The organism is Ornithinibacillus liuyingii (assembly GCF_055550225.1).
The window spans coordinates 38,490-62,566 of the sequence record NZ_JBPWOS010000010.1 but is presented as its reverse complement, the minus strand read 5'-3'; the positions used below and the strand labels follow the sequence as shown (position 1 = coordinate 62,566).

Genomic DNA, 24,077 nt, shown 5'->3' with positions numbered 1-24,077 from the left:
GAACGTATAATGAATCCAATATTAATTGATTTTCCGAGCGAATTTGAAACAGAAAGATTACATATCCGTATGCCAATGCCTGGTGATGGAAAAGCAGTTCACGAATCAAAACAAGCTTCCAAAAAGGAGCTTTTGCCTTGGATGCCTTGGGCACAGCATGAGGAGCAGGAAGAGGATACTGAAATAAATATCCGACAAGCCCATGTAGCCTTCTTGAATAGGGAGGATTTAAGGCTGTTAGTTTTTCACAAAGAGACAGGTGTATTGATTGCTAATTCAGGATTGCACCGAATTGACTGGGATGCGCGTAAATTTGAAATTGGATACTGGATTGATACCCGTTATAGTGGGAAAGGTTATATGACTGAGGCGGTAAAAGGGATAGCTGATTTTGCCTTCCGTGAGCTAGAGGCAAACCGTGTTGAAATCCGATGTGATGCGAAAAATGTAAAGAGTCGTGCCATTGCCGAGCGAATCGGATTTGAATTAGAAGGGATATTGCATAAAGATAGTTTAGATGTTTATGGACAAGAGCTTCGAGACACATGTATATATGCAAAAGTAAAATAATCTAAATTTGGGCTTTACATATACCTCGGAATTCTATATAGTATAGTTACCTAATAATTCTAGGTAGGTGAAAAAATGTTTGATCGAGAACTGGTAAAAGGGAGTACATCGTTACTTGTCCTACAGTTATTAAATGAGCGGGATATGTACGGTTATGAGCTTGTTAAGGAAATGGATTACCGCAGTGACCATAATTTGCAAATGAAGGAAGGTACCTTATACCCTGCCCTTCATAAGCTAGAAAAGCAAGAATATATTGAGTGCTATTGGCAAAATCAAGAAAAGGGTCCTGCACGTAAATACTATCGTATCACACTTGAAGGTAAGAAAATATTAGAAGCTAAAACAAGTGAATGGCATCGATATGTTCAGGTGATGAATAATCTAATCGGGAGAAGTGAATCGTGAAGACTGGCGATAAACGTTTTTTCCAAGAGCTTGACCAAGTTCTTGGGAAACACCCTGAAAAGCAGGAAATCATCGCAGAATACAGGTCCCATGTATATGAACTTCTTCGTGAAGAGGATATTCAGGACGCAAACGTCTATGATGAAATTGTAAAACGGTTAGGAACACCTGAAGAAATTGCAGCAATTTGGAAAGATGAGGCAAAGGTAACGCCGAAAAAAATGCAACTATTATTTGTTGTATTAAATGTTCTTATTTTCCTTGGAGGAATAGTTCTTACGATTGTTTATAACGTGTACCATATCGAATGGATTGAAGTACTATGGAAAAGAATAACTGCAGTACCTTCCATCATTATAATGGTGTATATGGCATTTTGGGGACTGCTCGGCTATGAGATTGGTAAAGAATTTGGTAGTGGCGGCTTAACGATACTTCGTAGGACATTTACATATGCCGTTATCCCAAATCTTGTGTTGATGTATTTAATTGTGTTTAAATTGATTCCTCATGAATGGTTTCAGCCTCTGTTAAGTGGGCGATTTATTCTAGTGTGTATTTTATTAACAATTATGTTGTATCCGATAAGTTGGATTGGATATCGCTGGGGGAGGAAGGCTTCGGTGTAGCACCCTACCCTACGATATCAAGTGCCGATGCGTTTCTTTGTCTATATACCTAGATAACCTATGTATATAGAATGACTAAATGGTGGTGAAATAATTGAAGCAACGTCAAAAGACTTTTGGATTTTTAGTGATTTGTTTAGTGCTTGGTATATTGGCAGAGCTTAGCTTCTTTCATGGTGTGATAGGGATATCGTACCCAATTTTTATTGCAGCATTTTATGCTGTCCTGTATTACCGATTAGGGTTTAAAGTATCTCATCGACGAATTGGCTTATTATTAATGGTCATGATCTGGATTTTATCAGCGTCGTATTTATTCTATGATAATGAGTTTTTTTATGCGTTAAATCTTTTTGTAATTCCAGCTTTAGTGTTTGTCCATATTGTGTTAATTACGACACCGAATCATGTGGATTGGATTTCACTAATCTTCTTTAAGCGAATTTTCTTTAAGATATCTCAAACATTCAGTTATGTAAAAAGATGGCTCAAGATTATTTTTAAACGAACCTTATTTCGACAGGTGAGTAAAGAAACCAGCCAAACCATAAAGAGAATTGTAAAGGGATTATTGATTGGGGGACCGTTGCTTTTCGTTATTACGGTGTTATTAATATCAGCGGATGAGAAATTTGCTGATATGATGCTGGAAATACCAGCATTTATGTTGAAGCTGAATTTCCTGGAATATTTTTTCCGAGTAGTAGCTGCATTATTATTATCGTTATTATTCTTTGGAGCCTTCCAGACCTTAAAGAAGCGGTATGTACTACCACTAGGAAGGCCAACGGTTCAAACAGAAAAGGTAACCTGGGATAGTGTGATTGCAGGGACGGTCTTAGTCTTGCTTAACATTATTTATGTCCTATTTGTCGCCATTCAATTTACGTATTTCTTTGGTGATGCACTTCATGCAGATTATACGTATGCGGAGTACGCAAGAAGAGGATTTTTCGAGCTTGTACTAGTAACCGTGATTAACTGGACCTTATTGTTAATTTGTTTGAAGCTAGTAAAGGCTGGGAAGAAAGCATACGGCAACTTTTTGAAGGCGATGTATACATTGTTAATTGTAGTTAGTGGGGTCATGCTTGCATCAGCATTTATTCGTTTAAGTGCCTATGAAGCAGCTTATGGATTTACATTGGACCGAATTCTTGCACATGTATTTATGTTGTTTTTAATGATTATTTTTGCGTATACATTGGTCCGCGTATGGATAGAGGGAATTTCTATCGCACATTTTTATATAATAGTGGGATTACTATTTTATACAGGACTGAATATGGTCAATTTAGAAGAAATCATTGTGGAGAAAAATCTAGAACGATATGAAGAAACCGGAAAAATTGATATCTATTACTTAGATTTACTTTCCTATTCTGGTATTGATGGTTTAATCACGCTATATGAAAAAGATCCAAATTATCCAGATTTATTAGCGGTGTTAGAGCAACGTAAAGAAATGATCGAACAACTTCGTTTAAACACATGGCAATCGTTTAATTTCAAGAAAGAGCAAGTAGTAGAAAGACTTCAGGAGCTTGAATTGAGATAAGGAGGAGCAATATGAATACAATTCCTAATCATGTCGCTATTATTATGGATGGAAATGGTCGTTGGGGAAAACGCAGAGGGCTTAGTAGAAGTGAAGGGCACTATGCAGGTTCCCAAACGATGGAAGAATTGATCGATGCGAGTGCGGAAATGGGAATTAAGATACTAACACTGTATGCTTTTTCTACTGAGAATTGGAAAAGGCCTAAGGATGAAGTGAATTATTTGATGAATTTACCCATTAAGTTCTTTAATCAAAAATTACCGGAGTTTATGAAACGTAATATTAAAATTCTCATTTCTGGGGATGTAGAGAATTTACCAAAAGGAACAAAGAATGCCGTGTTACGGGCCATGGATAAAACAAAGAATAATACAGGCTTAATCGTGAATTTTGCGCTGAATTATAGTAGTAGGAGTGAGATTGTTCAAGCAATTGCTCGTATTATTCAAGATGCGAAGGACAAGAAAATCTCGATGGATCAATTAGATGAGCGAATGTTTGAAAGCTATCTTTATACGAAGAACTTACCAGACCCTGATATTATCATTCGAACTGGTGGGGAGAAGCGTATTAGTAACTTTTTAATGTGGCAATCTGCTACAGCTGATTTATGCTTTGTTGATGAATTGTTTCCGGACTTTAAAAAAGAATTATATATTAATGCAATTAGAAAGGTGTATGCGAATAAAGAAGCCCCTTTGAAAGAATGGGTGGTATAAAATAAGAGAGATTTCACACATCTGTATCGGCTCCGGAAAAATACGTTGATGTTAACCGTATATTTCCGGAGCAGGCATTTATTCTAGCTTGAAACCTCTCTGAATGAAATATCAACTATTTCTTCTGTATTGTTATTAAAGGTTATATCAATAAAAACACCAAACTCATTAGTAGGCGCCTCAAGCCATAGCTTAAACGTTTCGGTTGAATTCTCAATTCCTCTTTTTTTACCAACATGAAGGTAATCCACTATGTTTGCATCAGGATACTTTTCTTTTACCTTTTGCATAGCCAGACGCCCCCACTTCGCATAGGAGGGCTCTAGTTCCTTAGTAGAAATCGCCTCTAGTGGTGTATGAAAAGCGGTTATTCCCAAGCTGAAAATAGTAACACTTAACATTATCATCATCAATTTCTTCATGGTTAAACCTCGCTTAGCATAAGAATTAGAATGGAAAAACGCCATTTTCTAAACCATTGTCCATAATGGATTTTCCAACTTCCAAAAGGACTATATAATAGTATCCTTTATTATTCGGCGGGGAACCCAACTTTATACTTCTTACTGTAATTCCTCATTATAACTTCGAGATTGCTTGTGAAATCTTGCTTTAGTTGACCTTTTCAACCCGTCGTTTAGGGAAAAACGTATAACTAAAGCTTATAATAAAATCTATGATTAAAATCAGAGACCAAAACTGAATGGTTTGTAGTAATGCTTCAGTCTGTGAATGATTATTAATATAAAGAACAATACCTATTAATATCCCCCCGCCGATTAACCAGGACAACAAATGACGGTACCACCCTTTACGCTCTTTTCTTGCGTGTTCTATTCCATATTTAATTTTCGCCGGTTTTTCACCGTTTCCAAATCGGTACTTAAAACGTACATCTGCCCATTTAATCATCTGATGGCCAAAGGCTATACTTACCCCTATATATATCGCAGCAATTCCATGCACTATAGAGGCAACAGCTCCATTTTTTAAATCGTATACGGTAACAATAAGCAATATAAGATCAACGATTGGCGTACAAATGAGCAAAAATGTACCCAGTTTTTTCTTATTCATTACATATCTAGCAGTTAGTCCTGCTAGAACAAATATCCAAAAACCTATCTCACATGCTATGATCAACCAACCAATCAAATGAAACACATCCTTCGCTTCGCTTTATTTAGTACACTCGTGTTAAATAATATCAGAACTGTTTATTTAACACAAGTGTGATATAATAAAAATATGCCAAAAATAATTGATCACCATAAACGTAAAGTTCGAATAGCAGAAGCAACATGGAAAGTTATTGTGGACGAAGGAATAGAACAAGCATCTGTCAGAAAGATTGCTAAGGCTGCAGGACTCTCTACTGGATCGCTAAGACATTATTTTTCATCGCAGTCCGAATTGCTTCGTTTTTCTATGGAAATGGTTTCTGAACGGGTTATCGAGCGTGCGAAAGCAAGGGAGTATTCAGAGGATATAAGCCCGTTAGAGTTTTTGACTGAAGGTGTATATGAAGTACTACCCGTCAATGAAGAGCGAAAAATAGAAATGGAGGTGTGGCTTGCTTTTTCGGCGAAAGTTTTAGTCGACTCAACGCTCCGTGAGCTAAGCAATAAAGTGTACAGCGACATGCATCAAGGATTGAAAAATGTCGTTCTTGCCTTACAATCATTACAATACGCAAAAGACGGGCTTGATCTCGAATTAGAAGCTAATCGACTCCATGCGATAGTCGACGGAATGGCAATGCATCATTTATTAAATCCGGAGCACTTTACACATGATGAAATGATTCAGACATTAAAATATCATCTTCAATCGCTTTGCAAATAAGGAGCACTATTAAAGGCAACAAAACAACCTGGTCATTTCAATGGAGTCTTATAATAATATGGCTCTAAACTAATAAAAAGCTAATTATGCCTAATGATAAACTTACCAAATTTGTTAGGCATAATTAGCTTTTTGATTATATTTTACGCTATTATACTTCAAAAATCCCATTATGTTCTAGTGAATAAATTTTCTAAATACCCGTAACCAATTCGTTTTCATCATAGGTTGAGGTTGATTTTACCTAAGGATTTTTGCCATGTAATATTCATTTAAATAGTCACCTTTTACATATAAAGAATCTGTTTTGGTGCCTTCGATTTCGAATCCCATTTTTTTGTAAAGGGAGACTCCAGCTTCATTATCAGTTACAACCGTTAATTCTAACCGGTGAATGTTATGCTCCAATGCCCATTCATTTAATGCGGCAAATAATAATCTACCAACACCTTTACCACGGAAGGCATGGTGAATGCCTACTACAAGATATGCTGTGTGCTTCTTTCTCTTAGCCTCACCACCAATTGCAAAAAGATAGCCGATTAGCTCTTTTTCATGTTCCGCAACAAGTATAGTGGAATTCTCCGATTTTTGTAGGCGTTCAATCATGTTCTTTTGGCTTTCAGAAGAAATTTGTCTCTCTCCAGCTTCCCAAAGCATGTACTCAGAGCTTGCTTCAACCTGTAGGATCAGCTGTGCTAATTTTGGCGCATCACTTAGAATTACTTCCCTAATTCTCATTTCTTTCCCCCTTTTTCTCTATGGCTTGTCTTTATTGATTAACTGTGTCATTTGATGCCAAATAGACCCTTTCGCTTCTTCTCCCCCTTGGATTCTAGCTAACGCCATTTTGACCTGCATTCGCACTTCAAATTCCGGATCGTCTTGTGCTTCGAGAAGGGCAGGGATAGCGGATTCGTCACCAAGCTCATACAGGAACATCGCAGCTCGCCAGCGTACTAATCTACTTTTATCTTTTAATGTTTTTATCATTTCGGGCATTGCTTCTGTAAAGCTTAAGTCTGATAAGCAATCACCAGCTGTTCGTCGTACATTTACTGCTTTATCTTGTAAGGCTTTATATAAGTATGGTAATACCTTTTTGTCATCTATCATGCCTAAGTATGCTGTCGCAAGTCTACGTATAGAGGCTTTTTCATCATCTAATGCTTTATCCAATACGGGCAAATCTTCGATAGTTGGATCCATTCGATCGAGTGCGGCATAACGTGCTCGCCAATCCGAATTATCAAGCATCTCTAGCGTAACTTTTTTCCATGGGGTTGGAACGGTTTTATTGTCTAACGCATACGTCACGAGCTCCTTTAAGCGGTTATCATCATAGGAAGCAGAGATTTCCTCGACTACTTCACTTCCGATTTCTTTTACATCACCGTAACGTGGGCTTTGTTCCACCCATTTACGCTCCATTAACATATTATCGGATGCTGCGGATGCCTCCATTGCAGCATTCATAAACCGCTCAGGTAATCCGAATCGTTGTTCTATTTCGCCGTCTTCTAGCTTTACTTGCATCGGAATGTAGCGGAACATTTGAATGTACACTCTTACTTCGCCGTAATGGTCATCAATGGATGCTTCGGAAGTTTTTGTGTCGCTTTCATTTTCTTCTACAGAACCAAGCGTTTTCCGTACCTCTGGTAAAACTTCCTCCCAAGGTGTCCGAGCATCACGCTCAAGGGCAATAAAGTCAATAACGCGGTAAATTCCTTTCACCCCATTAATGGCAAATAATTCTTGTATATAGAAAGGGGCATTTGATAAGTCATCGCCAAGTTTGTAGTTTTCTGTTATACCATCTGGCATCACTTCGTCGACAATTATTTTCATGGAGTATGGACTTGGTGTTGGTTCAATCGATACAATCCTCATAGAAATATCCCCCTAGGTTTTATTATAGGTAAGTCAATTCTACCAAAGGGGGAACCTTCTAGCCATTCGTTTAATTAATAATGTGCTAATAATCCCTTTTTCATAGCAATACGTTCACAATATAAGAAGAAAATTAGCCCGAGTAAGAAGTAGAATATCGCATTAAAAAAGAGCGAGAAATAATCAAAAGCTGTAAAGTCCGCTAAAGATAACCCATCAATCATCGTAGCTCGAATTAGATCGACACCTTTGACTATTGGAAGAAAGGCTAGGAATGGAGCAGTGGACAAAGGGACAAAAACTAATCCACTAAAGAAAGCATTACCACTACTACCGTAAACTATTGAATGATACACATGCAGGAGTCCATCCAATGGATGTAGCGCTTAGAGAAGTGAATAAGTCTTATCAAGCGCTCTGCTATATGGAATTAGGAGACGAAGAAAAGGCGGAAAAAACAGCCAAGGATAGCGTTGCAATACAAAAAATATATCCCCGTACGACCTATTATCACTTTGCACGCAATGTACTAAAGGAAGTACAACAAATGAAATAACCTGAAGCTACTTCGGGTTATTTTTTTGTTTCCTATTACCCTAAGAGCTTATCTATTCATTATATGAAATTAAATGAACGGTGTATAAAGTTTTTGAAGGATAACAGACTATACAAGGAACAGAACTTAAGAGAAGTGAGTGATACATATGCCATATCGAGAACAGATTCCAATTGATACAGGTATCGACAATACTGTAAAGCTATTACTGGAAGGCTATAACTATATAACGAATCGCAGAAATCAATTTGGTAGGGATATATTTGAAACAAGGCTACTTGGTGGGCAAAAGGCAATCTGTGTTGCAGGGAAAGATGCGGTAAACATGTTCTACGATGAGAAAAAGCTGATTCGGCAAGGGGCAGCACCGAAGCGGCTTCGACAAACCTTGTTTGGAGAGCATGCGATTCAAACGATGGATGGGGAGAGTCATCGACATCGTAAGGAATTATTTATGTCTTTGATGACAAGCGAACGTCTAGACGATATCAAGACCATTATGAGGAAACATTTAGAACGAGCTTCGGAAAAGTGGGTGAAGCAACAAGAGGTGGTGCTATATAGTGAAATGTGCCAGCTGCTGACAAAGGTAGCCTGTGAATGGGCTGGTGTACCACTTAAGGAGAATGAATGGAGCAAAAGAGCGAATGAGCTTGAGGCAATGTTTGATAGTGCAGGGGCACTTGGGGGGAGGCATTGGAAAGGCAGAAATGCTAGAAATTTTGCAGAAAGTTGGTTAAAGGGTCTTGTTCAAGATGTCCGCAATAATGCTATAGAGGTTCCTCAAAATACGGCGCTATACAAAATGGCGTGGTATCAGGATAAAGATGGTGTGCTTTTACATGACCAGATCGTTGCAGTAGAATTGTTAAATATTTTACGACCAATTGCTGCGATAGCTGTTTACATTACCTTTGGTGCGTTAGCTTTATATGAGCATCCAGCAGAAAAAGAGAAGCTTCAAACAAAACCTAGTGTTTATTTTGAATTGTTCGTCCAGGAGGTAAGACGTTATTACCCATTTTTCCCAGTATTAGTTGCAAGAGTTCGTGATGATTTTCTATGGAATGGCCATGATTTTCGTAAAGGAAACCTCGTGTTACTTGATATTTACGGTACGAATCATCACCCTGATATTTGGGAGTATCCAGACATGTTTGACCCAGAACGCTTTAAGGATCGTGATGATAATCTGTATGATTTTATTCCTCAAGGTGGTGGGGACTACTATCGAGGTCATCGCTGTCCAGGTGAATGGTTAACAATTGATTTAATGAAAGAAACGATGGATTTTTTAATCAATCATGTGGAATATGAAGTACCGAAGCAAGATTTACGATTTAGTATGAGACGATTTCCAAGCTTGCCTAAAAGCAGATTTATCATTCATCACATTCGTCAAAAAAACGGATGAAAGGGAGCGGTTAAGTATTGCTCCCTTTTATTTGTTTAATTGTTTTCTCCAGCAATTCTTTAAACTTTTTACGGTCCTCATCGGTAAATGGTTTCGGTCCTTTCGTTTTTTGACCACTTCTTCTTGCCTTTGCACTAAGGTGCCTTGTCTGTAGCAATTGGTCGATGTTTTCATTCGTATAGGCAAAGCCTTTGTGATGTAATACAAGACAACCCTTCCCCAGTCCTAGAGAAGCAAGACCATAATCTTGGGTAATGATTAAATCTAATCGTTTAGCCAGCTGCATGATCCGATAGTCTGCTGCATCGGCTCCTGTATCAACGTAAATCGTCTGTACCCCATCCACAAGTTCATCATGTGAGTAGTGACTAATGCTTTTAACTAATACGACTGGTATCTGATATTGTTTCGCAACTGAGATGACGATATCTTTCACTGGGCTTGCATCTGCGTCTACATATATTTTCATGTTAATTCTCCGTTTCTTTGTGTCTACTTCCATGAAAGCGAATTATTGATGATTTGTCAATCACTCTTGCTTTTTATTCGTGGGAGATGTTGGATTGGCTTGCTTACCGGTATTCAGTAGTGTACTAATAAAAAAATAGCTGAGGTTAATATGGACTCCTAACGACGATAAGGGCGATCGAACTAGCTTGGAGAATATCCAAAAACATGATTGGATTGTGTATAATCCATCATGTTTTTTATTTTATAATAATATGCACTTTACAATAGTGTGCGTCATACACTATAATGAAAACAGGAGTTGATCAAGATGAACGAACAAGAACATATTGATAAGTTATTGCTTGAATTACGAAGAGGTACAATCACCATTGGTGTTCTTAGCCAGCTATCTAATCCCCAGTATGGTTATTCACTTGTTACGAGATTAAACGATAGGGGAATTCAAGTAGAGCCTGGAACTTTGTATCCACTACTCAGAAGATTGGAGAAGCAAGGTTTACTGGCTAGCAGTTGGGATACCAATGAAGCAAGGCCTAGGAAGTATTATGTCTTAAGTGAAATGGGTAAAACGGTTTACAAGCAACTATGTACAGAATGGGAAAGTATGGTCGAGAGTCTGGATAGTCTTATTCATAGGAAAGGAGCAAATGAAGATGGAGATGATTGAACGGTACATTTATGCAGTTACCCAAAAGCTACCGCAATCCCAACGAGAAGATATTGCAGTTGAGCTTCGTGGGTTAATTGAAGACATGGTGGAGGAACGTGTTGGAGATACTGCAAATGAAAAAGTGGTGGAAGAAGTTTTATTAGAATTGGGCAGCCCAAGGGAAATGGCACTAAAATACACAGGGAAGAAAAGGTATTTAATAGGTCCAGAGCTTTTTGATCCATTTCTTACTGTTTTAAAGATTGTATTAATATCGCTGACAGCTGCACTTGGTATCGTCTTCGTGATTCAAACTATGATTAATCCGATTGATTTATTAGATGCCTTTGTAGGGTTGATTGTTTCGTTAGTTACAGCAATACCACAGGCAGTAGGGTGGGTTATCCTCATCTTTGCATTGGTGGAGTACAATGGTGGATATAAGGCAGAGGATTTAGCTCTGGATAAAACGTGGAGCCCGTCATTACTACCAGAGATTCCGGATCGTAAACGACAAATTAAACGCTGTGATCCAATAATTGCGATTGTTTTTTACGTCTTGGTGATGGTGCTATTTACTTTCTCTAGTAATTTCTTTGGTGTATATGTATTTCAAGATGGAACATTTCAGCATGTGATTCCTTTTTTAAATGAGTCTACCCTTTCACAATATCTACCATTCATATTGCTATCACTTGCTTTATTTATTGTCAAAGAATGTCTAAAGCTAATTTCCGGTAAATGGACGATGAAACTGGTAGCTTATACCTTGATTATCAATTTGATTGGGATAGTAGCTGTTATTTTCTTAATCACCGGAGATGCATTCTGGAATACTCAATTTATGAGTGACTTGGCGCAAGCAGGAGTTGTTGCTGAGGGGTCGGATGGATATTCTGTTGTCGAAGCCATTTGGATTAATTGTACGAATATTGTACTCATCATACTATTAATTGGATTAGTATGGGATGTAGTAGATGGATATATCAAGGCAAGAAAACAATAATATGCTTTTCAATAAGCAACGAATTGATTATGATAAAAATAATTAATTCGTTGTTTTTTAAAGAAAAGAAGGCATCAAGTTTTGGATAAGTTAAAAGAATTAGGGTGGAATAGATGACAAATACACATATTGAAATTGAAGAAATGAAAGCAGAAGATTGGGAGTTTGTTCGTAGTATTTATATGGAGGGTATACATACAGGAAATGCAACATTCGATATAAAGCCACCTAGCTTTGAAGAATGGGATCATGGCCATATTACGGATTGTCGGTTAGTAGCCCGATATAATGGACAAGTAGTTGGGTGGGCTGCCTTAAGCCAAACGGCCCATAAAGAAGCTTATCGTGGTGTGGCAGAGGTGAGTATATATGTCTCGATTACAAGCGCCGGGCAGGGGATTGGCTCGTTATTACTAGAGCGGTTGATTCGGTCTAGTGAGGAGGCAGGATTTTGGACGTTACAGGCATTAATCTTCCCAGAAAATACGAATAGCATTAAGCTACATACTCGTTATGGATTTGAAATAGTGGGAACAAGAAAACGCGTTGGGAAGTTACATGGTGTATGGCGAGATGTTGTATTCTTAGAAAGAAGAAGTGAGGTTGTAGGAGTAGATTAGGAGGGATTAGAGGTGGTTCATGTGCTCACAAAGGAGTTAGCGAGAAGAATTGAAGTTTCTGAGATTGATGGACTTAAATCAAGACTTTCTGCTATTCAATCATTACCAGGTAATCCGATGGGGATACATATCAGGCAGTTTGGTACCGCAACTGCTTTTATAGCAGAAGGGATTCCAGGGCCAGCATTTAATACCATTAGAGGACTCACATCTGAAGATATTCAAGAGCTGGATGGGATTCTTGATTACTACAAGGAACATAACATTAGAGTTCAACTTGAAATTGCACCAGGATCTAGTAGTGAGGATTTGCTCCGAACATTAGCCGATAAGGGACTCTGTCAAAAGGGGTTTCATAGTGTTTTATATGGCGATAGTATGGATTTAATTGGAGAGGTAGATTCTACCATAACTGTACGAAAGCTGCATTCAGATGAGTTTGACTTATTTGCAGATTTATATGTGAGAGGATTTGGTTTACCTAGCTTTATTAAACAAGGTATTGCTCAAAATAATCAGGTCTTATATCCGCTCGATTCTTGGAGCTTTTATGTTGCAATGGTAGATGGCGAGCTAGCTGGTATTGGTGTTTTATTCATTCAAAATGGAATCGCCACGCTATCAGCATCAGCAACTGTCCCAGAATTGAGGAGGAAAGGCGTTCATCGTGCTCTCATTTTAGAAAGGGCAAAAGATGCAAGAGATAGAAATGTAGAGTACATAACGGGTCAAGCTAAATTCGCAAGTATTAGCTCAAACAACATGGAACGACTCGGGTTAAGGATTGCGTATACAAAGGGGATATGGGGAGACATGTAGGTTGTTTTGAACGTTTAAGTACCCATGAAACTAGATACATTAACAGCAGGATTAGATCAAGTTATTTACCAATTAAATAGTTAAGTGAAAATGCTCTCACTCAATGGAGGGCATTTTTTCTTGTCAAAAAAGCACAAATCATATATACTACATTACAACACTAATGCACTATGTTTGTGAGGGGGGTACGGTATGCTTTTAAATTCGGGTAGTACAACTCCGATCTATGTACAGATTGCGGAATGGCTAGAGAATGAAATTTTAAATGGCAATCTCGAAAAAGGTGATAAAGTATTCTCCCAATATAAGCTTGCGGATAAGTTTACTATAAATCCTGCAACTGCTGCTAAAGGCTTGAATCTCCTTTATGAAGAAGGGATTTTATATAACAAGCGGGGATTAGGTAAGTTTGTTTCCGAAGAAGCAATGGAGATTATTTTAGAAAAACGTAAAAATCAGAAATTAAAAGGTCTGCTAGTTGAAGCGGTTCAAGAGGCAAAGCGGCTCCAGGTCTCGGAAAATGATCTGTTACAAATGCTGAAAGATATGATGGAGGAGAAAAAGGGGGATTAGTTGTGAATGTAGTTGTGGAATGTAATCGTCTTGTGAAGCAGTATGGTAACTTTAAGGCATTAGATGAATTAACTTTTTCTTTAAAAGAGAACACCATTACCGGACTGATCGGTCGAAATGGGGCAGGTAAGACTACATTACTAAAAATATTAGCAGGATTTTGGAGGGAAACAGCTGGAGAGGTTAGCGTATTTGGTAAACGTCCGTTCAATACTCTTGATGTATCCATGAACGTTATATTTGTTGATGACATGATGAGTTTTACGAATACCTTAACCTTGAAAGAGATATTAGATGAAGCGGGGAAGTTTTACCCGAACTGGGATCATGAACTGGCCTTGGGATTGATGGATTATTTTCAATTCCATCTAAATCATAATCATCATAGTCTATCAAAAGGGAAACGGAGTACCTTTAATATGATAGTGGGCCTTGCTGCCAAATGCCCGCTTACGATTCTAGATGAACCTACTACAGGGATGGATGCAGCAGTAAGGAAGGATTTTTACCGTGCATTGTTAAAGGATTATTTGAATTCTCCTCGTACAATTGTTATTTCGAGTCACCATTTAGAGGAAATGGAAGATTTACTAGAGGATGTCCTTTTAATTGATGGGGGTAAAAATATCTTACATCTCCCAATCGATGATCTAAAAGAATATGCGGTAGCTTTAAGTGGGAAATCTGTTGCGGTTCTACAAGCAATAGAGAAGAAAGAGGTCCTATATAAACAAAATATAGACGCTGATAATTGCTATGCTGTTGTTCGGAACGATTTTTCTCATGATGAAATGAAACAATTAGGGATAGGGGTTGTGCCGGTTACGCCTAATGATCTATGTGTCTATCTCACGAATCAAACAAAAGGGGGAATTGATGATGTCTTTAACAAGCACAAGTCTGTCTAGTATAGTACTTACGCAATTCCGTTATAAAATGAAAGCTTATATAGGAGTATTTCTTGCGTTAATTCTTGTTCAGGTTCTAGGAATATTTCTTGCGATTTTAGGGACGTCATTCTGGTCAGTATCAAATAATTTGTATACCATTTACTTTGAAGGTTACTCCTCTAGCGCTGTTATAATTCTCACCTTTATTTGGGCATTTATGAATGCCATTTTAATTACAACAAAGGCTTATCGTGAGGATGACTTTACGTTTGTATCAACCCGAATATCGTATAATCTCGCTAATATGTTGTTTCTCATCACAATAAGTGGCATTGGAGCAATAACGGCCTTACTATCCAATGGAATAATCCGTTTATTCGTATACTTCACCGCTGATGTTGATGTATTTCTGGCACTAAATAGTGAAGTGGGAATCTCCCATTATGGAGTAGGGCTTATTTCTACGTTTTTGTATGTCTTACTATTTGGAATAGCAGGCTACGTAATTGGCATGATGATTCAAATTAGTAAACTATTTCTATTATTAATCCCAGCTATCTTTATTACCTTTACGTATCTAGAGCGTTTAGAAATGATAGTCGGATTTTATTTCATGGAACAGTCCTTTCTTGTATTTGTCGTAAAAGTAATAACTACTATACTAATTGGTAGTACCTTCATATTAGTACTATCCAATCGATTGGAGGTAAGACGATGATGGCTCTCGTGTCTCTTCTTCCAATAGTAATTGTAATTGGAATAATCATCTTCTTTGTGCTTCTCAACAAACGATTTCAAGTGAAACCTGTAACGTTTCGGAAATCAAAATGGATTATCATTGGTTATGTTTCGATTCTGTTAGTTGCGGCGATTGGTTCCTTGTTTCTCCCATCAACTAAGGCGAAAGTAGTTGATAATAATCTTGATGAAGACTGGGAGAATAGTTACTATCAACAAGCGCTAAATGGTAATTTTTCTTCAATAGACTCTAAAGAGATTAAAAAGAGTTGGGAATTCCCATTAACAGGTAATACTCTTTCTTTCGATTCATCCAACTATGAAGAAGCGTTTATTATAGAGCGGAATTCGGACCTAAAGGATAAAGTGGAGGTGTATTACATTGAAAATTGGCATGTTATGGAAGCGGGTTCGGTAAAGGTCGACATTAGTGATTATATACCAGATGTTAATATCACTATGGATCAAAATGTACTTCGAGTGATAGGGAAAGGTACAACCAATGTAAAAATTGCTTATTCTGATCCAGAGTTTACCACGGCACAATTCTTATCAGAATATGACTTAGGCAATGGATATACTGGATCCCGCTTTTTCTATATCCGTGTCCCGGAGAACTTGAACATAGAAAATGCTAATGAAATATTAGCTGAAGAAGTAAACAATTAACCAATACATATCCCCCCGAATATACTGACAATGACATTATATTTGGGGGTCCTCACTATGAGCTATGTAAAAAGTGGTCTAGCCTTTTTGGGATTTTTAATTACCGGAATGGGAATTGGGTTGTTCTTTCATAATATGGAGGCTGGAGGAACGGTAGGGTTCGGATTAGGAATTTTATCTATCGTGCTGCTGCGTAAAGATAATTAATGAAACAATGTACCCCGAGGAATTCTTTATAACACTAGATAAGGATAGAAAATAAACAGGCTTGAGGGAGATTACTGCCCTAGAGCCTGCTTGTTTATGATGAGATTTATGTAAGTAGGTTTAATAATCAATCTAAACTAGGGTCCGATAAGAATTGAACGATAAGGATCATCAATTTAAACACCCAATTTATAACGAACAATAGAAAGCCTTTATCATTCATCAGCGGCGAGAATGAAGCTAAAATGAACAATAAAGGCAAATTTAACTATTTATAATTATTCTTCATCAATCTGATAAGGACCGTATTTCTCACCATAAAATCGGTTGTATCGCTCTTTAAATTTTTGATACATGTATGAAACAATGACTTTTAAGATGGCATATCCTGGTATACCAAGAACGACACCTATTAGCCCAAATAAATTACCAGCTACTAGTAATACGATCATAATCGTTAATGGGTGGATTTTCATCGTTTTTCCCATAATATTAGGCGATATGAAGTTCCCTTCTAAGAATTGAACAACAACCCATACGATTGCCAGCTTTAATAGCATTAACGGTGAATTAACTATCGCAATAATGACAGCTGGGATAATGGAAAGGGTTGGACCTAAATATGGAACGACACTTAAGATACCTGCTAAAATTGCTAATGTGATAGCGTAATCTAATCCGATGATAAAGTAGCCGATATATAATAGGATTCCTATACAGGTTGCAACAATAATTTGCCCCTGAATATACGATCCTACTTGTGCATCCATATTGACTAATACTTGATTCGCATCTCTTCGATATTTAGGTGGTAATAATTTTAAACTATATTCCTTAAAGCGATTACCATCCTTTAATAGGAAAAAGAGAACGAAAGGGAAAGTTACCATGGCTACAACAACATTCGTAACGGTTCCCGCAAAGCTTCTTACCCCTGCAAATGCATCTAATACATAGGAACCGATAACACCTGGAATATTACTGAAATTAGACACAACCCAGTTATAAGCCTCGTCATAATAAGGTTCAAGAAGTGTATTATTCTGAATCCAATTGTTTATATCCAACCATAATGTTTGTACATAATTTGGGAATGCAGTGATTAAGTCGGAAATTTGTTTTTCGATAGCTGGAGCAATTAATAGGATTAATCCAGTTGCTAATCCACCGATCCCAATGATAATAATCACAATGCCCCAAATTCGTTGTATCTTAAGCTTTTCTAGTAAATCAACAATAGGATTTAATAGGTAAAAAGCAATAAAAGCTAGAATAATTGGCGGTGTTATGGTCGATAAGATTACGATTAACGGATAAAAAACAAAAGAAATCTTGTTATAGATTAAAACCGTTATCCCAATCAAAATTAGTACAGCTAAGACGAATACTATGTTTTTTCCCCCGAGGAACTTGATGAATTGATTATCTGAATTCATAGAATTGGGACTCCTTTTTTCTTTTTATTATAGAGGAAGCGAGAGTAAGATGCCATTTAAGATTTACAATTTATTTCTATTTATAGTAAAAAGGTATGATGCTAGGTTGATAAATTAAGTATAAAGTCCTGTTGATGATGATTATGTCCTATGTCTATATAATAGTTAAGATCAAAATAGGAGTGGGATAATGAAAATGAGAGTAGAAGGCTTTATTGTTCTTATTATAATACTTGTTATTTTAGCTGCATGTAGTAATTCAGAGGAACAGACAAATGGTAACGAAAGTGAAGAAGAAATAAAGACAAGTGAAGTGGAGAAAATAGAAGAGCAGGAGGAAGAAGAGCAAGATTCTGAAAAAGTGTCATTTGAAGTTAAGGATACAACTGCTCCGGAAGACCAAGGGGATTTAAACGTATGGTTTGAAGGGGATTTCCATGTTGTTGGAGATAAAGTGAGAGTAAATGGAACAACTAATCTATTACCGGGTTCTAAACTTCAACTGATGACAACCCCAGTGGCAGGAACGTTTATCGGTGGTGGCGCTCAAGGGAAAGTAGAGGAATCTGGTGCCTTTGAATTAGAAGCGAATCTTCCAGACGATTACGAAGGGATATTACATATTGAATTAACCTTTAAGGTGGGGGACCAATATACAGAAGAATTAGCAGAGTATTACATAGAAGGAATTAGGGGTGATTTTGCTCAAATCTATTATGACGCTTTTGAAGAAGCGATGTTCGATAAGGCATCCTTTGCTCAGATTGTAGTAATTGATGGGTCCAAACAATCTTTCTCCATTACAAAGCCTGAATGGAACATTCCAGATGATTTAGGGAGTAAGCATGTTAGAATAACGCCTACATTAGAAAGACAAGGTGATTATATTGTACTTAATATTGAAAGCAATCTACTGGAAGAGGCAACCATTCATGCTCGTGCCGAAATACCAAATTATATTACAAGTGGATTCCAAGGGACAAGTGAAGTAAATCCAGATGGAACAGCTGTTATTTATATAGTAGACCCAGAAAAAGACGATAGAATCAAGGACTTAGAAGAATACGAGATAGTTATTTCATTTGAACCGGATAATAATCAAAGTATCAATGTGGTAGAAGCATACGGTGAAAACGGTGAAGAGCTAGAAGGGGATTTAGTTGTAAATACAGAAAATGGGAAAAACGTCGTGCAAAGACTATCAATCACAGTAGAGTAGGCGCGTAAATTGAAGCAAGTTCTGTAAAAGTTTGTTATACTTTAGTTATATTAAGAGTAAAATGGGAATAGATTGATATAACGTATAAAAAATGGGGATTCTAAGAAAGTGTGTAATCTTTCAAGGAATCCCTTTGACACAAACAAACTTAGGCTTAGTTTTTTAAGGAGGATTTACCAGCTTGAATGACGTGGCGAGATTAGAAAAAGAAGCAATGCATATGCTTAAAGAAACTAGTAGAACTTTCTATATACCTATAAAGATTTTGAAACCAACATTACGAAAAACGGTTGCATCAGCTTACCTTTGTATGCGAGCAATTGATGAAATAGAAGATCATGAAGAGCTGGACTCGGATTCAAAGCAATATTTATTACGTTCGACTAGTGAATTGTTAAAAGGGGACTTTAATAACGAATCATATAACCAATTAATTAAACCTCATGAATCCATTTTACCAGAGGTAACCAAGCGTTTAGGGGATTGGATCCATTTCTGTCCGAAAGATATTGTGGATAAAGTATTAGAATCAACTAGTATCATGGCGAGAGGAATGGCAGACTGGGTAGAGAAAAACTGGAATATTAAAACAAAAGAAGATTTAGATGACTATACATACTATGTTGCTGGACTTGTCGGTGTTATGCTTTCCGACATTTGGCGATGGTATGATAATACGGAAACGAATAAAGACTTGGCAATTGGCTATGGAAGAGGTCTTCAAGCTGTAAATGTATTGCGTAATGTAGATGAGGATAGAGAGCGCGGTGTACAGTTTTTCCCTGATAATTGGACAAGAGAAGATATGTTTGAATATGCATCTGCCAATCTAGCGAAAGCAGATGAATATATGAAGTCTATTAAGACGAAAAACATCATTCTATTCTGCAGAATACCACTTGCTTTAGCTAATCGAACCCTTCATGCGTTGAAAATGGGCAAGGAAAAAATATCTCGTCAAGAGGTAGAAGCAACCGTAGATGACATACTAAAAAATAGCTAGAAAACCACGGCATAATGGTCGTGGTTTTTTCTTTGTAAGCAAACAGATATTTGGTTTATGAAAAGTAAAATATTTTAAGTAGGATGCCTGCCAGTACACTTATCGCGAGAAATATACTGATAACACCACTAATACGAACCTGCCATAAATATGCCTCGGATGCTTCTTCTGCGTCCAATGTCTTCCATTTTTCTGAGTTTTCCCAACCAATCTCTGGCTTTAAGATAGCTAAAAGACCATAAACAATAAGAATTACAATGAGAGTAAGTAATAATACATATTCCATCCCAATCCCCCTCACTTATTATTACGAATTCAAGTGGTAATTGTTTCATAAAAAATAGAAAAAGAGACCATATGGCCTCTTACTTATTATAAGATAAATAATATAACTAATTCGTACTCTTACTAACGAGTGCTCGAAGTGCTAGGTAGATTATTGCGATAGCAAAGACAACAATGACAAGTCCACCTATTAGTTGAAGGATTTCCGCAATTTGCTCTGTAATGATGGTCGAAGTAGGTACGTTAGCAAGCGCAAATCCTGCTAAAATTGCTGCAATATATAGTCCTACAAGTCTATCCCACATACATATCCCTCCTTCCACTATAGGTTATGCAGAAGGAGGGGACATTGTTTATTACATTTGTCCTAGAAGCATTGGAAGGACGCAACACGATCTAGGTCAATGCCAAAGTATACCCAACGATTAAACTGCCATCTGAATCCGGCAACGGAATTTCTTCCGACAAATGTTGGATAGAACCAGAAGGCGTTACCGTTCTCTAACCAAATATAGGTAAATCGAAATAAGCAGCCTCTAATTGCTCCAGGGTCAATAGCAAATGTTTGAAATTGTGGTTGTTGTGGTATAAACGCCGGTGGCGGAGTAGTTGGAGCTCCTACTTGCCCCCCACCGGGTTGGCCAGGAAAACCTCCACCAGGGAATTGTCCTCCAGGCTGACCAGGGAATGGCCCACCTGGGAAGAACCCTCCAGTTTGCCCTCCTCCAGGAAATCCGCCAAAAAACTGTCCTAATAAATATCCAGGTAAATTAAATTGTCTCTCATCATCATGTGGTGGCCAAAATTGATTCAACTCGTATTCCTCCTTAAAATGTCTTCCATTTAATATATGGGGAAAACAACTAGGATGGGAGTCTATTGGGGAAGAATGGGCTAATATAAAAAGAAGCACTTAGTTTACTAAATGCTTCCTTCTTTTCATGAATTAACAAATAAAGACTAGAAAATTCTGGTTAGTCAAGCTAAGATTAATTAAAGACTGTCTTGACCGATGATAGAATGAAAGACTATGCATTCGTTAACGAAGTCAATAATTGTTATGAAATATTACTAGGGAAAAACGGGGGATAATGGTTTCATGAGTGTTCTCGCTATACATAATTTGGAAAAACAAGAAAAGGATATGCTGCTATTTCCAGCTTTTGAACTGGGAATAGAGAAGGGACAAGTCGTTGTCATTCACTCTAATCTTAATATTAGAGTAGCTATATTAGAGATGTTAGCTGGTAAAGAGCCGATATTCAAAGGGGAAATAACGCTATTAGGGGAGAAAATCTATAAAAAAAAGAAGGAGACGGAGCTAAAGTTAGGAATATGCTTCTTTGAAGTGGGGCTTTACCCTAGATTAACGGTATTGGATCATATTAATTTTTATAAGCAGCTTTATGGTTCAGAGCTTTCCAATGAAACCATTCTAGATGTGGTACAGCTGGGGGTTGTAAAGAATAAAAAGATAAATCAGCTGACTTTTTCTGAAAAAAGACGGGTTCACTTTGCCCTTATCCTCATACAAGATCCAATTGCGTATATATTTGAAGAGCCAGATTTAAATGTTGATATGGAAACAAAACGAGTATTTCTAAATATTCTTGAGGAATTAAAAGAAAAGGACAAAGCGATACTTGTATTAACCAATAATATGGAAAGTGCTATTACGATGTCTAATGATGTATACCGATTAGGTCAATCGGGTTTAAGTAAAGTACAAATGGAAGATGGATCAGAGGCTAAAGATAAAGAAGAGGGTCAGGTTGCTCTTAATTTTAATAAAATTCCTACTAAGGTGAATGAGAAGATCATTCTCTTTGACCCACCTGAGATTGATTTTATTGAAAGTAATGATGGTCAATCCATTGTATTTATAAAAGGAGAATCATTCCCAAGTGTATTTACATTGAATGAATTAGAACAACGGTTAAAGCCGTTTGGATTTTTCCGTTGTCACCGTTCTTATATTGTGAACCTGCAAAAGGTGCGTGAGGTTATTACATGGACAAGAAATAGTTATAGTTTAGTTTTAGATGATAAACCGAAGTCCTCCATTCCACTTTCAAAGGCAAAAATGGCCTTACTAAATGAAATGTTGGGCCTAAAATAAGCTCCATTCAATCCCAAATATGCTCTTTTCGCGGAAAAAATAGTGCAGAAACCCTTATTTTTCAATAATCTATGAGTACAAGAGAAAATAACTATCACGGAGGAGAAAAATGGAAAATATCATTCAAGTTAAAAATTTAGCCAAGATTTTTGGGAATCAAACGGCATTAGAAAATGTAAATTTTAATGTAGCAAAAGGGGAAACGTTTGGATTTTTGGGACCAAGTGGGTCTGGAAAAACTACAACGATAAAAATATTAACTGGTCAGCTACTGCAAACTTCTGGTGAAGCGGAAGTTTTTGGGGTAAAGAATTCTGCACTCAATAAAGGATCTTACCGGAAAAGAATAGGCGTTTTATCGGATAATAGTGGTTTATATCAAAGACTTTCGATAGAAGATAACATGAAGCTTTATTGTGAATTATATGATGTTCCGAAAAAAAGAATGGATGAAGTGTTAGATCTAGTTAACCTTCTAGAAGAAAAGAAGAAAATTGTTTCCAAGCTATCAAAAGGGATGACCCAGCGTGTACTTTTAGCAAGAACATTATTACACGAACCAGAATTGTTATTCTTAGATGAGCCGACTTCTGCATTAGACCCAGCGAACTCTAAGCAAATTCATGAAGGGTTACGTCGCTTAAATGAAAAGGGGATAACCATCTTCTTGACTACACATGACATGAGTGAAGCTGAAACACTTTGTAATCGAGTGGCATTTTTAAATAAAGGAAAAATCCAACTATTAGATGAACCGAAAGCATTACGCAGGAAGTTTGCAGATGGAACTTTAATAGTGGAATTGAAGGATGGTAGGGTCGTTCAAGTTCCAGGTGGTGCAGAAGGGGCGGATGAGGTTTATACCTATATGTCTAAGAATGAAATTGCTTCGATTCATTCCAATGAGCCAACATTAGGAGATATTTTCGTAGAGATTACAGGGAGGGAATTAGTATGACATTATCATGGAAACGAATTTATGCGATTTTTAATAAGGATTTAAAGGATTTATCTAAAAATATGTATGTTAGTTCTGTCCTTATCATGCCAATTGTCTTGGCCTTTCTATATAGTAATATGGGGGAAGTAACGATAGAGCTACATTACCTAGTTATTAACATGACGTTAGCGTCCGTAACGGCATTTATCCAGTGTGCGGTTATAGCGGAGGAAAAGGAAAAACATACATTGCGAGGACTCATGCTCTCGCCGGCTTCCTTAACAGAGATTCTTACTGGAAAAAGCCTAGTCAGCTTCTTTTTATCAATTATTGCGATTGTAGTATGTGCCATGATTACAGGCTATGAACCTACTAATCTACCGGTCATTGCTGTGGCGTTAGTTATTTCCATGTTATTTTACTTAGCGCTGGGAACGATTATGGGGCTATTATCAAGAACGGTTTTAGAAGCATCGGTTATTTTCTTACCAATTATTTTTCTGTTCGGTTTTGGTTCCCTGTTAGTACTGTTAGTGGAACAATACCCTGCATTATCGTTTATCGAGTACTTACCCAATATCCAATTGGTTGAAATCGCTTATGATGTAGAAGCGGGATTAGGATTTGGTGATGTATGGTTGAATTTAGTAATTTTACTAGCATGGGCTGTCGTTCTCTCTCTGTTAACTGCCTTTGTTTATAAGAAGAAGGAAATGGATTAAAGCGTTAGAGGTTTTAACCCTTTTGGAAGAGAATGTAGCAAATTTAAGCAATAAATACCCTAAAGCTGCACAGGTATTCTATTCTATAGACTGCTGGTTAGCAAGGGCTACTATTA

The 24,077-nt window shown here is 37.2% G+C and carries 32 protein-coding genes; 22 read left to right on the top strand and 10 right to left on the bottom strand.

The annotated features are described in order from the left end of the window. Positions 1-9: 9 nt before the first annotated feature. The 5 genes from ACSKT4_RS14180 (at position 10) to ACSKT4_RS14160 (ending at position 3,887) form a co-directional block, all read left to right on the top strand. Positions 10-570 carry a GNAT family N-acetyltransferase gene (locus ACSKT4_RS14180; protein WP_186869530.1) on the top strand — a complete coding sequence of 187 codons (561 nt, stop codon included), beginning with the start codon at positions 10-12 and terminating at the stop codon, positions 568-570. Positions 571-645: 75 nt separating this feature from the next. Further along, positions 646-978, top strand: a complete 333-nt coding sequence (locus ACSKT4_RS14175; RefSeq protein WP_186869531.1) for a PadR family transcriptional regulator — start codon at positions 646-648, stop codon at positions 976-978. Further along, positions 975-1,607 (top strand): HAAS signaling domain-containing protein, encoded by a 633-nt coding sequence (locus tag ACSKT4_RS14170; protein ID WP_186869532.1) that lies wholly within the window; start codon positions 975-977, stop codon positions 1,605-1,607. The genes ACSKT4_RS14175 and ACSKT4_RS14170 overlap by 4 nt, the downstream gene beginning before the upstream one ends. Before the next feature lie 94 nt (positions 1,608-1,701). Beyond that, the gene (locus tag ACSKT4_RS14165) at positions 1,702-3,165 is read left to right on the top strand and encodes a DUF4153 domain-containing protein (RefSeq protein ID WP_186869533.1); all 1,464 of its coding nucleotides are present in this window, start codon (positions 1,702-1,704) and stop codon (positions 3,163-3,165) included. Positions 3,166-3,176: 11 nt separating this feature from the next. Then, positions 3,177-3,887 carry an isoprenyl transferase gene (locus tag ACSKT4_RS14160; protein ID WP_186869534.1) on the top strand — a complete coding sequence of 237 codons (711 nt, stop codon included), beginning with the start codon at positions 3,177-3,179 and terminating at the stop codon, positions 3,885-3,887. Between the two features lie 83 nt (positions 3,888-3,970). Here ACSKT4_RS14160 and ACSKT4_RS14155 read toward each other — a convergent pair whose 3' ends face one another. Together ACSKT4_RS14155 and ACSKT4_RS14150 are read right to left on the bottom strand one after the other, a co-directional pair. Then, positions 3,971-4,309 carry a YqzG/YhdC family protein gene (locus tag ACSKT4_RS14155; protein WP_186869535.1) on the bottom strand — a complete coding sequence of 113 codons (339 nt, stop codon included), beginning with the start codon at positions 4,307-4,309 and terminating at the stop codon, positions 3,971-3,973. 190 nt (positions 4,310-4,499) lie between these two features. Beyond that, the gene (locus tag ACSKT4_RS14150) at positions 4,500-5,042 is read right to left on the bottom strand and encodes a 2TM domain-containing protein (protein WP_186869536.1); all 543 of its coding nucleotides are present in this window, start codon (positions 5,040-5,042) and stop codon (positions 4,500-4,502) included. A 93-nt stretch (positions 5,043-5,135) separates the two neighbouring features. Here ACSKT4_RS14150 and ACSKT4_RS14145 point away from each other — a divergent pair, with 93 nt between their 5' ends. After that, entirely contained in the window at positions 5,136-5,732 is a 597-nt protein-coding gene (locus tag ACSKT4_RS14145) for a TetR/AcrR family transcriptional regulator (protein WP_186869537.1), read from the top strand. Between the two features lie 240 nt (positions 5,733-5,972). Here the strand turns inward: ACSKT4_RS14145 and ACSKT4_RS14140 are convergent, their stop codons facing one another. From ACSKT4_RS14140 to ACSKT4_RS14130, 3 genes are all read right to left on the bottom strand, one after another. Beyond that, entirely contained in the window at positions 5,973-6,473 is a 501-nt protein-coding gene (locus tag ACSKT4_RS14140; protein WP_186869538.1) for a GNAT family N-acetyltransferase, read from the bottom strand. 18 nt (positions 6,474-6,491) lie between these two features. After that, positions 6,492-7,625, bottom strand: a complete 1,134-nt coding sequence (locus ACSKT4_RS14135) for a virulence factor (protein WP_186869539.1) — start codon at positions 7,623-7,625, stop codon at positions 6,492-6,494. 74 nt (positions 7,626-7,699) lie between these two features. Continuing rightward, a complete protein-coding gene (locus ACSKT4_RS14130; RefSeq protein ID WP_465823628.1) occupies positions 7,700-7,915 on the bottom strand; it encodes a hypothetical protein in 216 nt (71 codons plus the stop codon). 53 nt (positions 7,916-7,968) lie between these two features. Here ACSKT4_RS14130 and ACSKT4_RS14125 point away from each other — a divergent pair, with 53 nt between their 5' ends. Next, positions 7,969-8,181, top strand: a complete 213-nt coding sequence (locus ACSKT4_RS14125) for a hypothetical protein (protein ID WP_465823627.1) — start codon at positions 7,969-7,971, stop codon at positions 8,179-8,181. A 148-nt stretch (positions 8,182-8,329) separates the two neighbouring features. Beyond that, the gene (locus tag ACSKT4_RS14120; RefSeq protein ID WP_186869542.1) at positions 8,330-9,595 is read left to right on the top strand and encodes a cytochrome P450; all 1,266 of its coding nucleotides are present in this window, start codon (positions 8,330-8,332) and stop codon (positions 9,593-9,595) included. A 10-nt stretch (positions 9,596-9,605) separates the two neighbouring features. Here ACSKT4_RS14120 and ACSKT4_RS14115 read toward each other — a convergent pair whose 3' ends face one another. Next, positions 9,606-10,064 carry a YaiI/YqxD family protein gene (locus ACSKT4_RS14115; RefSeq protein WP_186869543.1) on the bottom strand — a complete coding sequence of 153 codons (459 nt, stop codon included), beginning with the start codon at positions 10,062-10,064 and terminating at the stop codon, positions 9,606-9,608. Between the two features lie 309 nt (positions 10,065-10,373). Between ACSKT4_RS14115 and ACSKT4_RS14110 the strand changes: the two genes are divergently transcribed. From ACSKT4_RS14110 to ACSKT4_RS14070, 9 genes are all read left to right on the top strand, one after another. After that, a complete protein-coding gene (locus ACSKT4_RS14110; RefSeq protein WP_186869544.1) occupies positions 10,374-10,733 on the top strand; it encodes a PadR family transcriptional regulator in 360 nt (119 codons plus the stop codon). Beyond that, on the top strand, positions 10,720-11,721 hold the full coding sequence (locus tag ACSKT4_RS14105; RefSeq protein WP_186869545.1) for an HAAS signaling domain-containing protein: 1,002 nt from the start codon (positions 10,720-10,722) through the stop codon (positions 11,719-11,721). Before ACSKT4_RS14110 ends, ACSKT4_RS14105 begins: the two co-directional genes overlap by 14 nt. Before the next feature lie 113 nt (positions 11,722-11,834). Further along, positions 11,835-12,341 (top strand): GNAT family N-acetyltransferase, encoded by a 507-nt coding sequence (locus ACSKT4_RS14100; RefSeq protein ID WP_186869546.1) that lies wholly within the window; start codon positions 11,835-11,837, stop codon positions 12,339-12,341. A 12-nt stretch (positions 12,342-12,353) separates the two neighbouring features. Further along, a complete protein-coding gene (locus ACSKT4_RS14095; RefSeq protein ID WP_186869547.1) occupies positions 12,354-13,160 on the top strand; it encodes a GNAT family N-acetyltransferase in 807 nt (268 codons plus the stop codon). A 192-nt stretch (positions 13,161-13,352) separates the two neighbouring features. Beyond that, complete coding sequence (locus ACSKT4_RS14090) at positions 13,353-13,733, top strand: GntR family transcriptional regulator (RefSeq protein WP_186869548.1); 381 nt, start codon at positions 13,353-13,355, stop codon at positions 13,731-13,733. A 2-nt stretch (positions 13,734-13,735) separates the two neighbouring features. Continuing rightward, positions 13,736-14,641, top strand: a complete 906-nt coding sequence (locus ACSKT4_RS14085; protein WP_186869549.1) for an ATP-binding cassette domain-containing protein — start codon at positions 13,736-13,738, stop codon at positions 14,639-14,641. Next, positions 14,613-15,341, top strand: coding sequence for a hypothetical protein (locus tag ACSKT4_RS14080; protein ID WP_186869550.1), 729 nt, complete (start codon positions 14,613-14,615; stop codon positions 15,339-15,341). Before ACSKT4_RS14085 ends, ACSKT4_RS14080 begins: the two co-directional genes overlap by 29 nt. Beyond that, on the top strand, positions 15,338-16,030 hold the full coding sequence (locus ACSKT4_RS14075; RefSeq protein WP_186869551.1) for a hypothetical protein: 693 nt from the start codon (positions 15,338-15,340) through the stop codon (positions 16,028-16,030). The genes ACSKT4_RS14080 and ACSKT4_RS14075 overlap by 4 nt, the downstream gene beginning before the upstream one ends. A 57-nt stretch (positions 16,031-16,087) precedes the next feature. Further along, positions 16,088-16,237, top strand: coding sequence for a hypothetical protein (locus ACSKT4_RS14070; RefSeq protein ID WP_186869552.1), 150 nt, complete (start codon positions 16,088-16,090; stop codon positions 16,235-16,237). 278 nt (positions 16,238-16,515) lie between these two features. Here ACSKT4_RS14070 and ACSKT4_RS14065 read toward each other — a convergent pair whose 3' ends face one another. Then, complete coding sequence (locus ACSKT4_RS14065) at positions 16,516-17,673, bottom strand: AI-2E family transporter (RefSeq protein WP_186869553.1); 1,158 nt, start codon at positions 17,671-17,673, stop codon at positions 16,516-16,518. 190 nt (positions 17,674-17,863) lie between these two features. Between ACSKT4_RS14065 and ACSKT4_RS14060 the strand changes: the two genes are divergently transcribed. Beyond that, a complete protein-coding gene (locus ACSKT4_RS14060; protein WP_186869554.1) occupies positions 17,864-18,892 on the top strand; it encodes a hypothetical protein in 1,029 nt (342 codons plus the stop codon). A 214-nt stretch (positions 18,893-19,106) separates the two neighbouring features. Further along, positions 19,107-19,895, top strand: a complete 789-nt coding sequence (locus ACSKT4_RS14055) for a squalene/phytoene synthase family protein (protein WP_425516496.1) — start codon at positions 19,107-19,109, stop codon at positions 19,893-19,895. 55 nt (positions 19,896-19,950) lie between these two features. Here ACSKT4_RS14055 and ACSKT4_RS14050 read toward each other — a convergent pair whose 3' ends face one another. From ACSKT4_RS14050 to ACSKT4_RS14040, 3 genes are all read right to left on the bottom strand, one after another. Continuing rightward, positions 19,951-20,181: a DUF6199 family natural product biosynthesis protein gene (locus ACSKT4_RS14050; protein ID WP_186869556.1), complete on the bottom strand. Its 231-nt coding sequence runs from the start codon at positions 20,179-20,181 to the stop codon at positions 19,951-19,953. Positions 20,182-20,287: 106 nt separating this feature from the next. After that, entirely contained in the window at positions 20,288-20,485 is a 198-nt protein-coding gene (locus tag ACSKT4_RS14045; RefSeq protein WP_186869557.1) for a hypothetical protein, read from the bottom strand. A 62-nt stretch (positions 20,486-20,547) separates the two neighbouring features. Next, positions 20,548-20,994, bottom strand: coding sequence for a hypothetical protein (locus ACSKT4_RS14040; RefSeq protein ID WP_186869558.1), 447 nt, complete (start codon positions 20,992-20,994; stop codon positions 20,548-20,550). Between the two features lie 309 nt (positions 20,995-21,303). On the opposite strand from ACSKT4_RS14040, the gene ACSKT4_RS14035 reads away from it, so the two are divergent. The 3 genes from ACSKT4_RS14035 to ACSKT4_RS14025 all read left to right on the top strand — a co-directional run bounded on the left by ACSKT4_RS14035 (position 21,304) and on the right by ACSKT4_RS14025 (position 23,961). Continuing rightward, on the top strand, positions 21,304-22,299 hold the full coding sequence (locus ACSKT4_RS14035) for a LytTR family transcriptional regulator DNA-binding domain-containing protein (RefSeq protein WP_255488107.1): 996 nt from the start codon (positions 21,304-21,306) through the stop codon (positions 22,297-22,299). Positions 22,300-22,408: 109 nt separating this feature from the next. Next, a complete protein-coding gene (locus ACSKT4_RS14030; RefSeq protein WP_186869560.1) occupies positions 22,409-23,257 on the top strand; it encodes an ABC transporter ATP-binding protein in 849 nt (282 codons plus the stop codon). Beyond that, entirely contained in the window at positions 23,254-23,961 is a 708-nt protein-coding gene (locus ACSKT4_RS14025; protein ID WP_186869561.1) for an ABC transporter permease, read from the top strand. Before ACSKT4_RS14030 ends, ACSKT4_RS14025 begins: the two co-directional genes overlap by 4 nt. Positions 23,962-24,077: the final 116 nt, after the last annotated feature.

What these genes read in the sequence shown, in the direction of transcription:
- ACSKT4_RS14180 (WP_186869530.1), top strand. Translation starts at nt 10, where the DNA reads ATGAATCCAATATTAATTGATTTTCCGAGCGAATTTGAAACAGAAAGA.
- ACSKT4_RS14175 (WP_186869531.1), top strand. Translation starts at nt 646, where the DNA reads ATGTTTGATCGAGAACTGGTAAAAGGGAGTACATCGTTACTTGTCCTA.
- ACSKT4_RS14160 (WP_186869534.1), top strand. Translation starts at nt 3,177, where the DNA reads ATGAATACAATTCCTAATCATGTCGCTATTATTATGGATGGAAATGGT.
- ACSKT4_RS14155 (WP_186869535.1), bottom strand. Translation starts at nt 4,309, where the DNA reads ATGAAGAAATTGATGATGATAATGTTAAGTGTTACTATTTTCAGCTTG.
- ACSKT4_RS14145 (WP_186869537.1), top strand. Translation starts at nt 5,136, where the DNA reads ATGCCAAAAATAATTGATCACCATAAACGTAAAGTTCGAATAGCAGAA.
- ACSKT4_RS14140 (WP_186869538.1), bottom strand. Translation starts at nt 6,473, where the DNA reads ATGAGAATTAGGGAAGTAATTCTAAGTGATGCGCCAAAATTAGCACAG.
- ACSKT4_RS14135 (WP_186869539.1), bottom strand. Translation starts at nt 7,625, where the DNA reads ATGAGGATTGTATCGATTGAACCAACACCAAGTCCATACTCCATGAAA.
- ACSKT4_RS14120 (WP_186869542.1), top strand. Translation starts at nt 8,330, where the DNA reads ATGCCATATCGAGAACAGATTCCAATTGATACAGGTATCGACAATACT.
- ACSKT4_RS14115 (WP_186869543.1), bottom strand. Translation starts at nt 10,064, where the DNA reads ATGAAAATATATGTAGACGCAGATGCAAGCCCAGTGAAAGATATCGTC.
- ACSKT4_RS14110 (WP_186869544.1), top strand. Translation starts at nt 10,374, where the DNA reads ATGAACGAACAAGAACATATTGATAAGTTATTGCTTGAATTACGAAGA.
- ACSKT4_RS14105 (WP_186869545.1), top strand. Translation starts at nt 10,720, where the DNA reads ATGGAGATGATTGAACGGTACATTTATGCAGTTACCCAAAAGCTACCG.
- ACSKT4_RS14100 (WP_186869546.1), top strand. Translation starts at nt 11,835, where the DNA reads ATGACAAATACACATATTGAAATTGAAGAAATGAAAGCAGAAGATTGG.
- ACSKT4_RS14090 (WP_186869548.1), top strand. Translation starts at nt 13,353, where the DNA reads ATGCTTTTAAATTCGGGTAGTACAACTCCGATCTATGTACAGATTGCG.
- ACSKT4_RS14080 (WP_186869550.1), top strand. Translation starts at nt 14,613, where the DNA reads ATGTCTTTAACAAGCACAAGTCTGTCTAGTATAGTACTTACGCAATTC.
- ACSKT4_RS14075 (WP_186869551.1), top strand. Translation starts at nt 15,338, where the DNA reads ATGATGGCTCTCGTGTCTCTTCTTCCAATAGTAATTGTAATTGGAATA.
- ACSKT4_RS14070 (WP_186869552.1), top strand. Translation starts at nt 16,088, where the DNA reads ATGAGCTATGTAAAAAGTGGTCTAGCCTTTTTGGGATTTTTAATTACC.
- ACSKT4_RS14065 (WP_186869553.1), bottom strand. Translation starts at nt 17,673, where the DNA reads ATGAATTCAGATAATCAATTCATCAAGTTCCTCGGGGGAAAAAACATA.
- ACSKT4_RS14060 (WP_186869554.1), top strand. Translation starts at nt 17,864, where the DNA reads ATGAAAATGAGAGTAGAAGGCTTTATTGTTCTTATTATAATACTTGTT.
- ACSKT4_RS14055 (WP_425516496.1), top strand. Translation starts at nt 19,107, where the DNA reads ATGCATATGCTTAAAGAAACTAGTAGAACTTTCTATATACCTATAAAG.
- ACSKT4_RS14050 (WP_186869556.1), bottom strand. Translation starts at nt 20,181, where the DNA reads ATGGAATATGTATTATTACTTACTCTCATTGTAATTCTTATTGTTTAT.
- ACSKT4_RS14045 (WP_186869557.1), bottom strand. Translation starts at nt 20,485, where the DNA reads ATGTGGGATAGACTTGTAGGACTATATATTGCAGCAATTTTAGCAGGA.
- ACSKT4_RS14030 (WP_186869560.1), top strand. Translation starts at nt 22,409, where the DNA reads ATGGAAAATATCATTCAAGTTAAAAATTTAGCCAAGATTTTTGGGAAT.
- ACSKT4_RS14025 (WP_186869561.1), top strand. Translation starts at nt 23,254, where the DNA reads ATGACATTATCATGGAAACGAATTTATGCGATTTTTAATAAGGATTTA.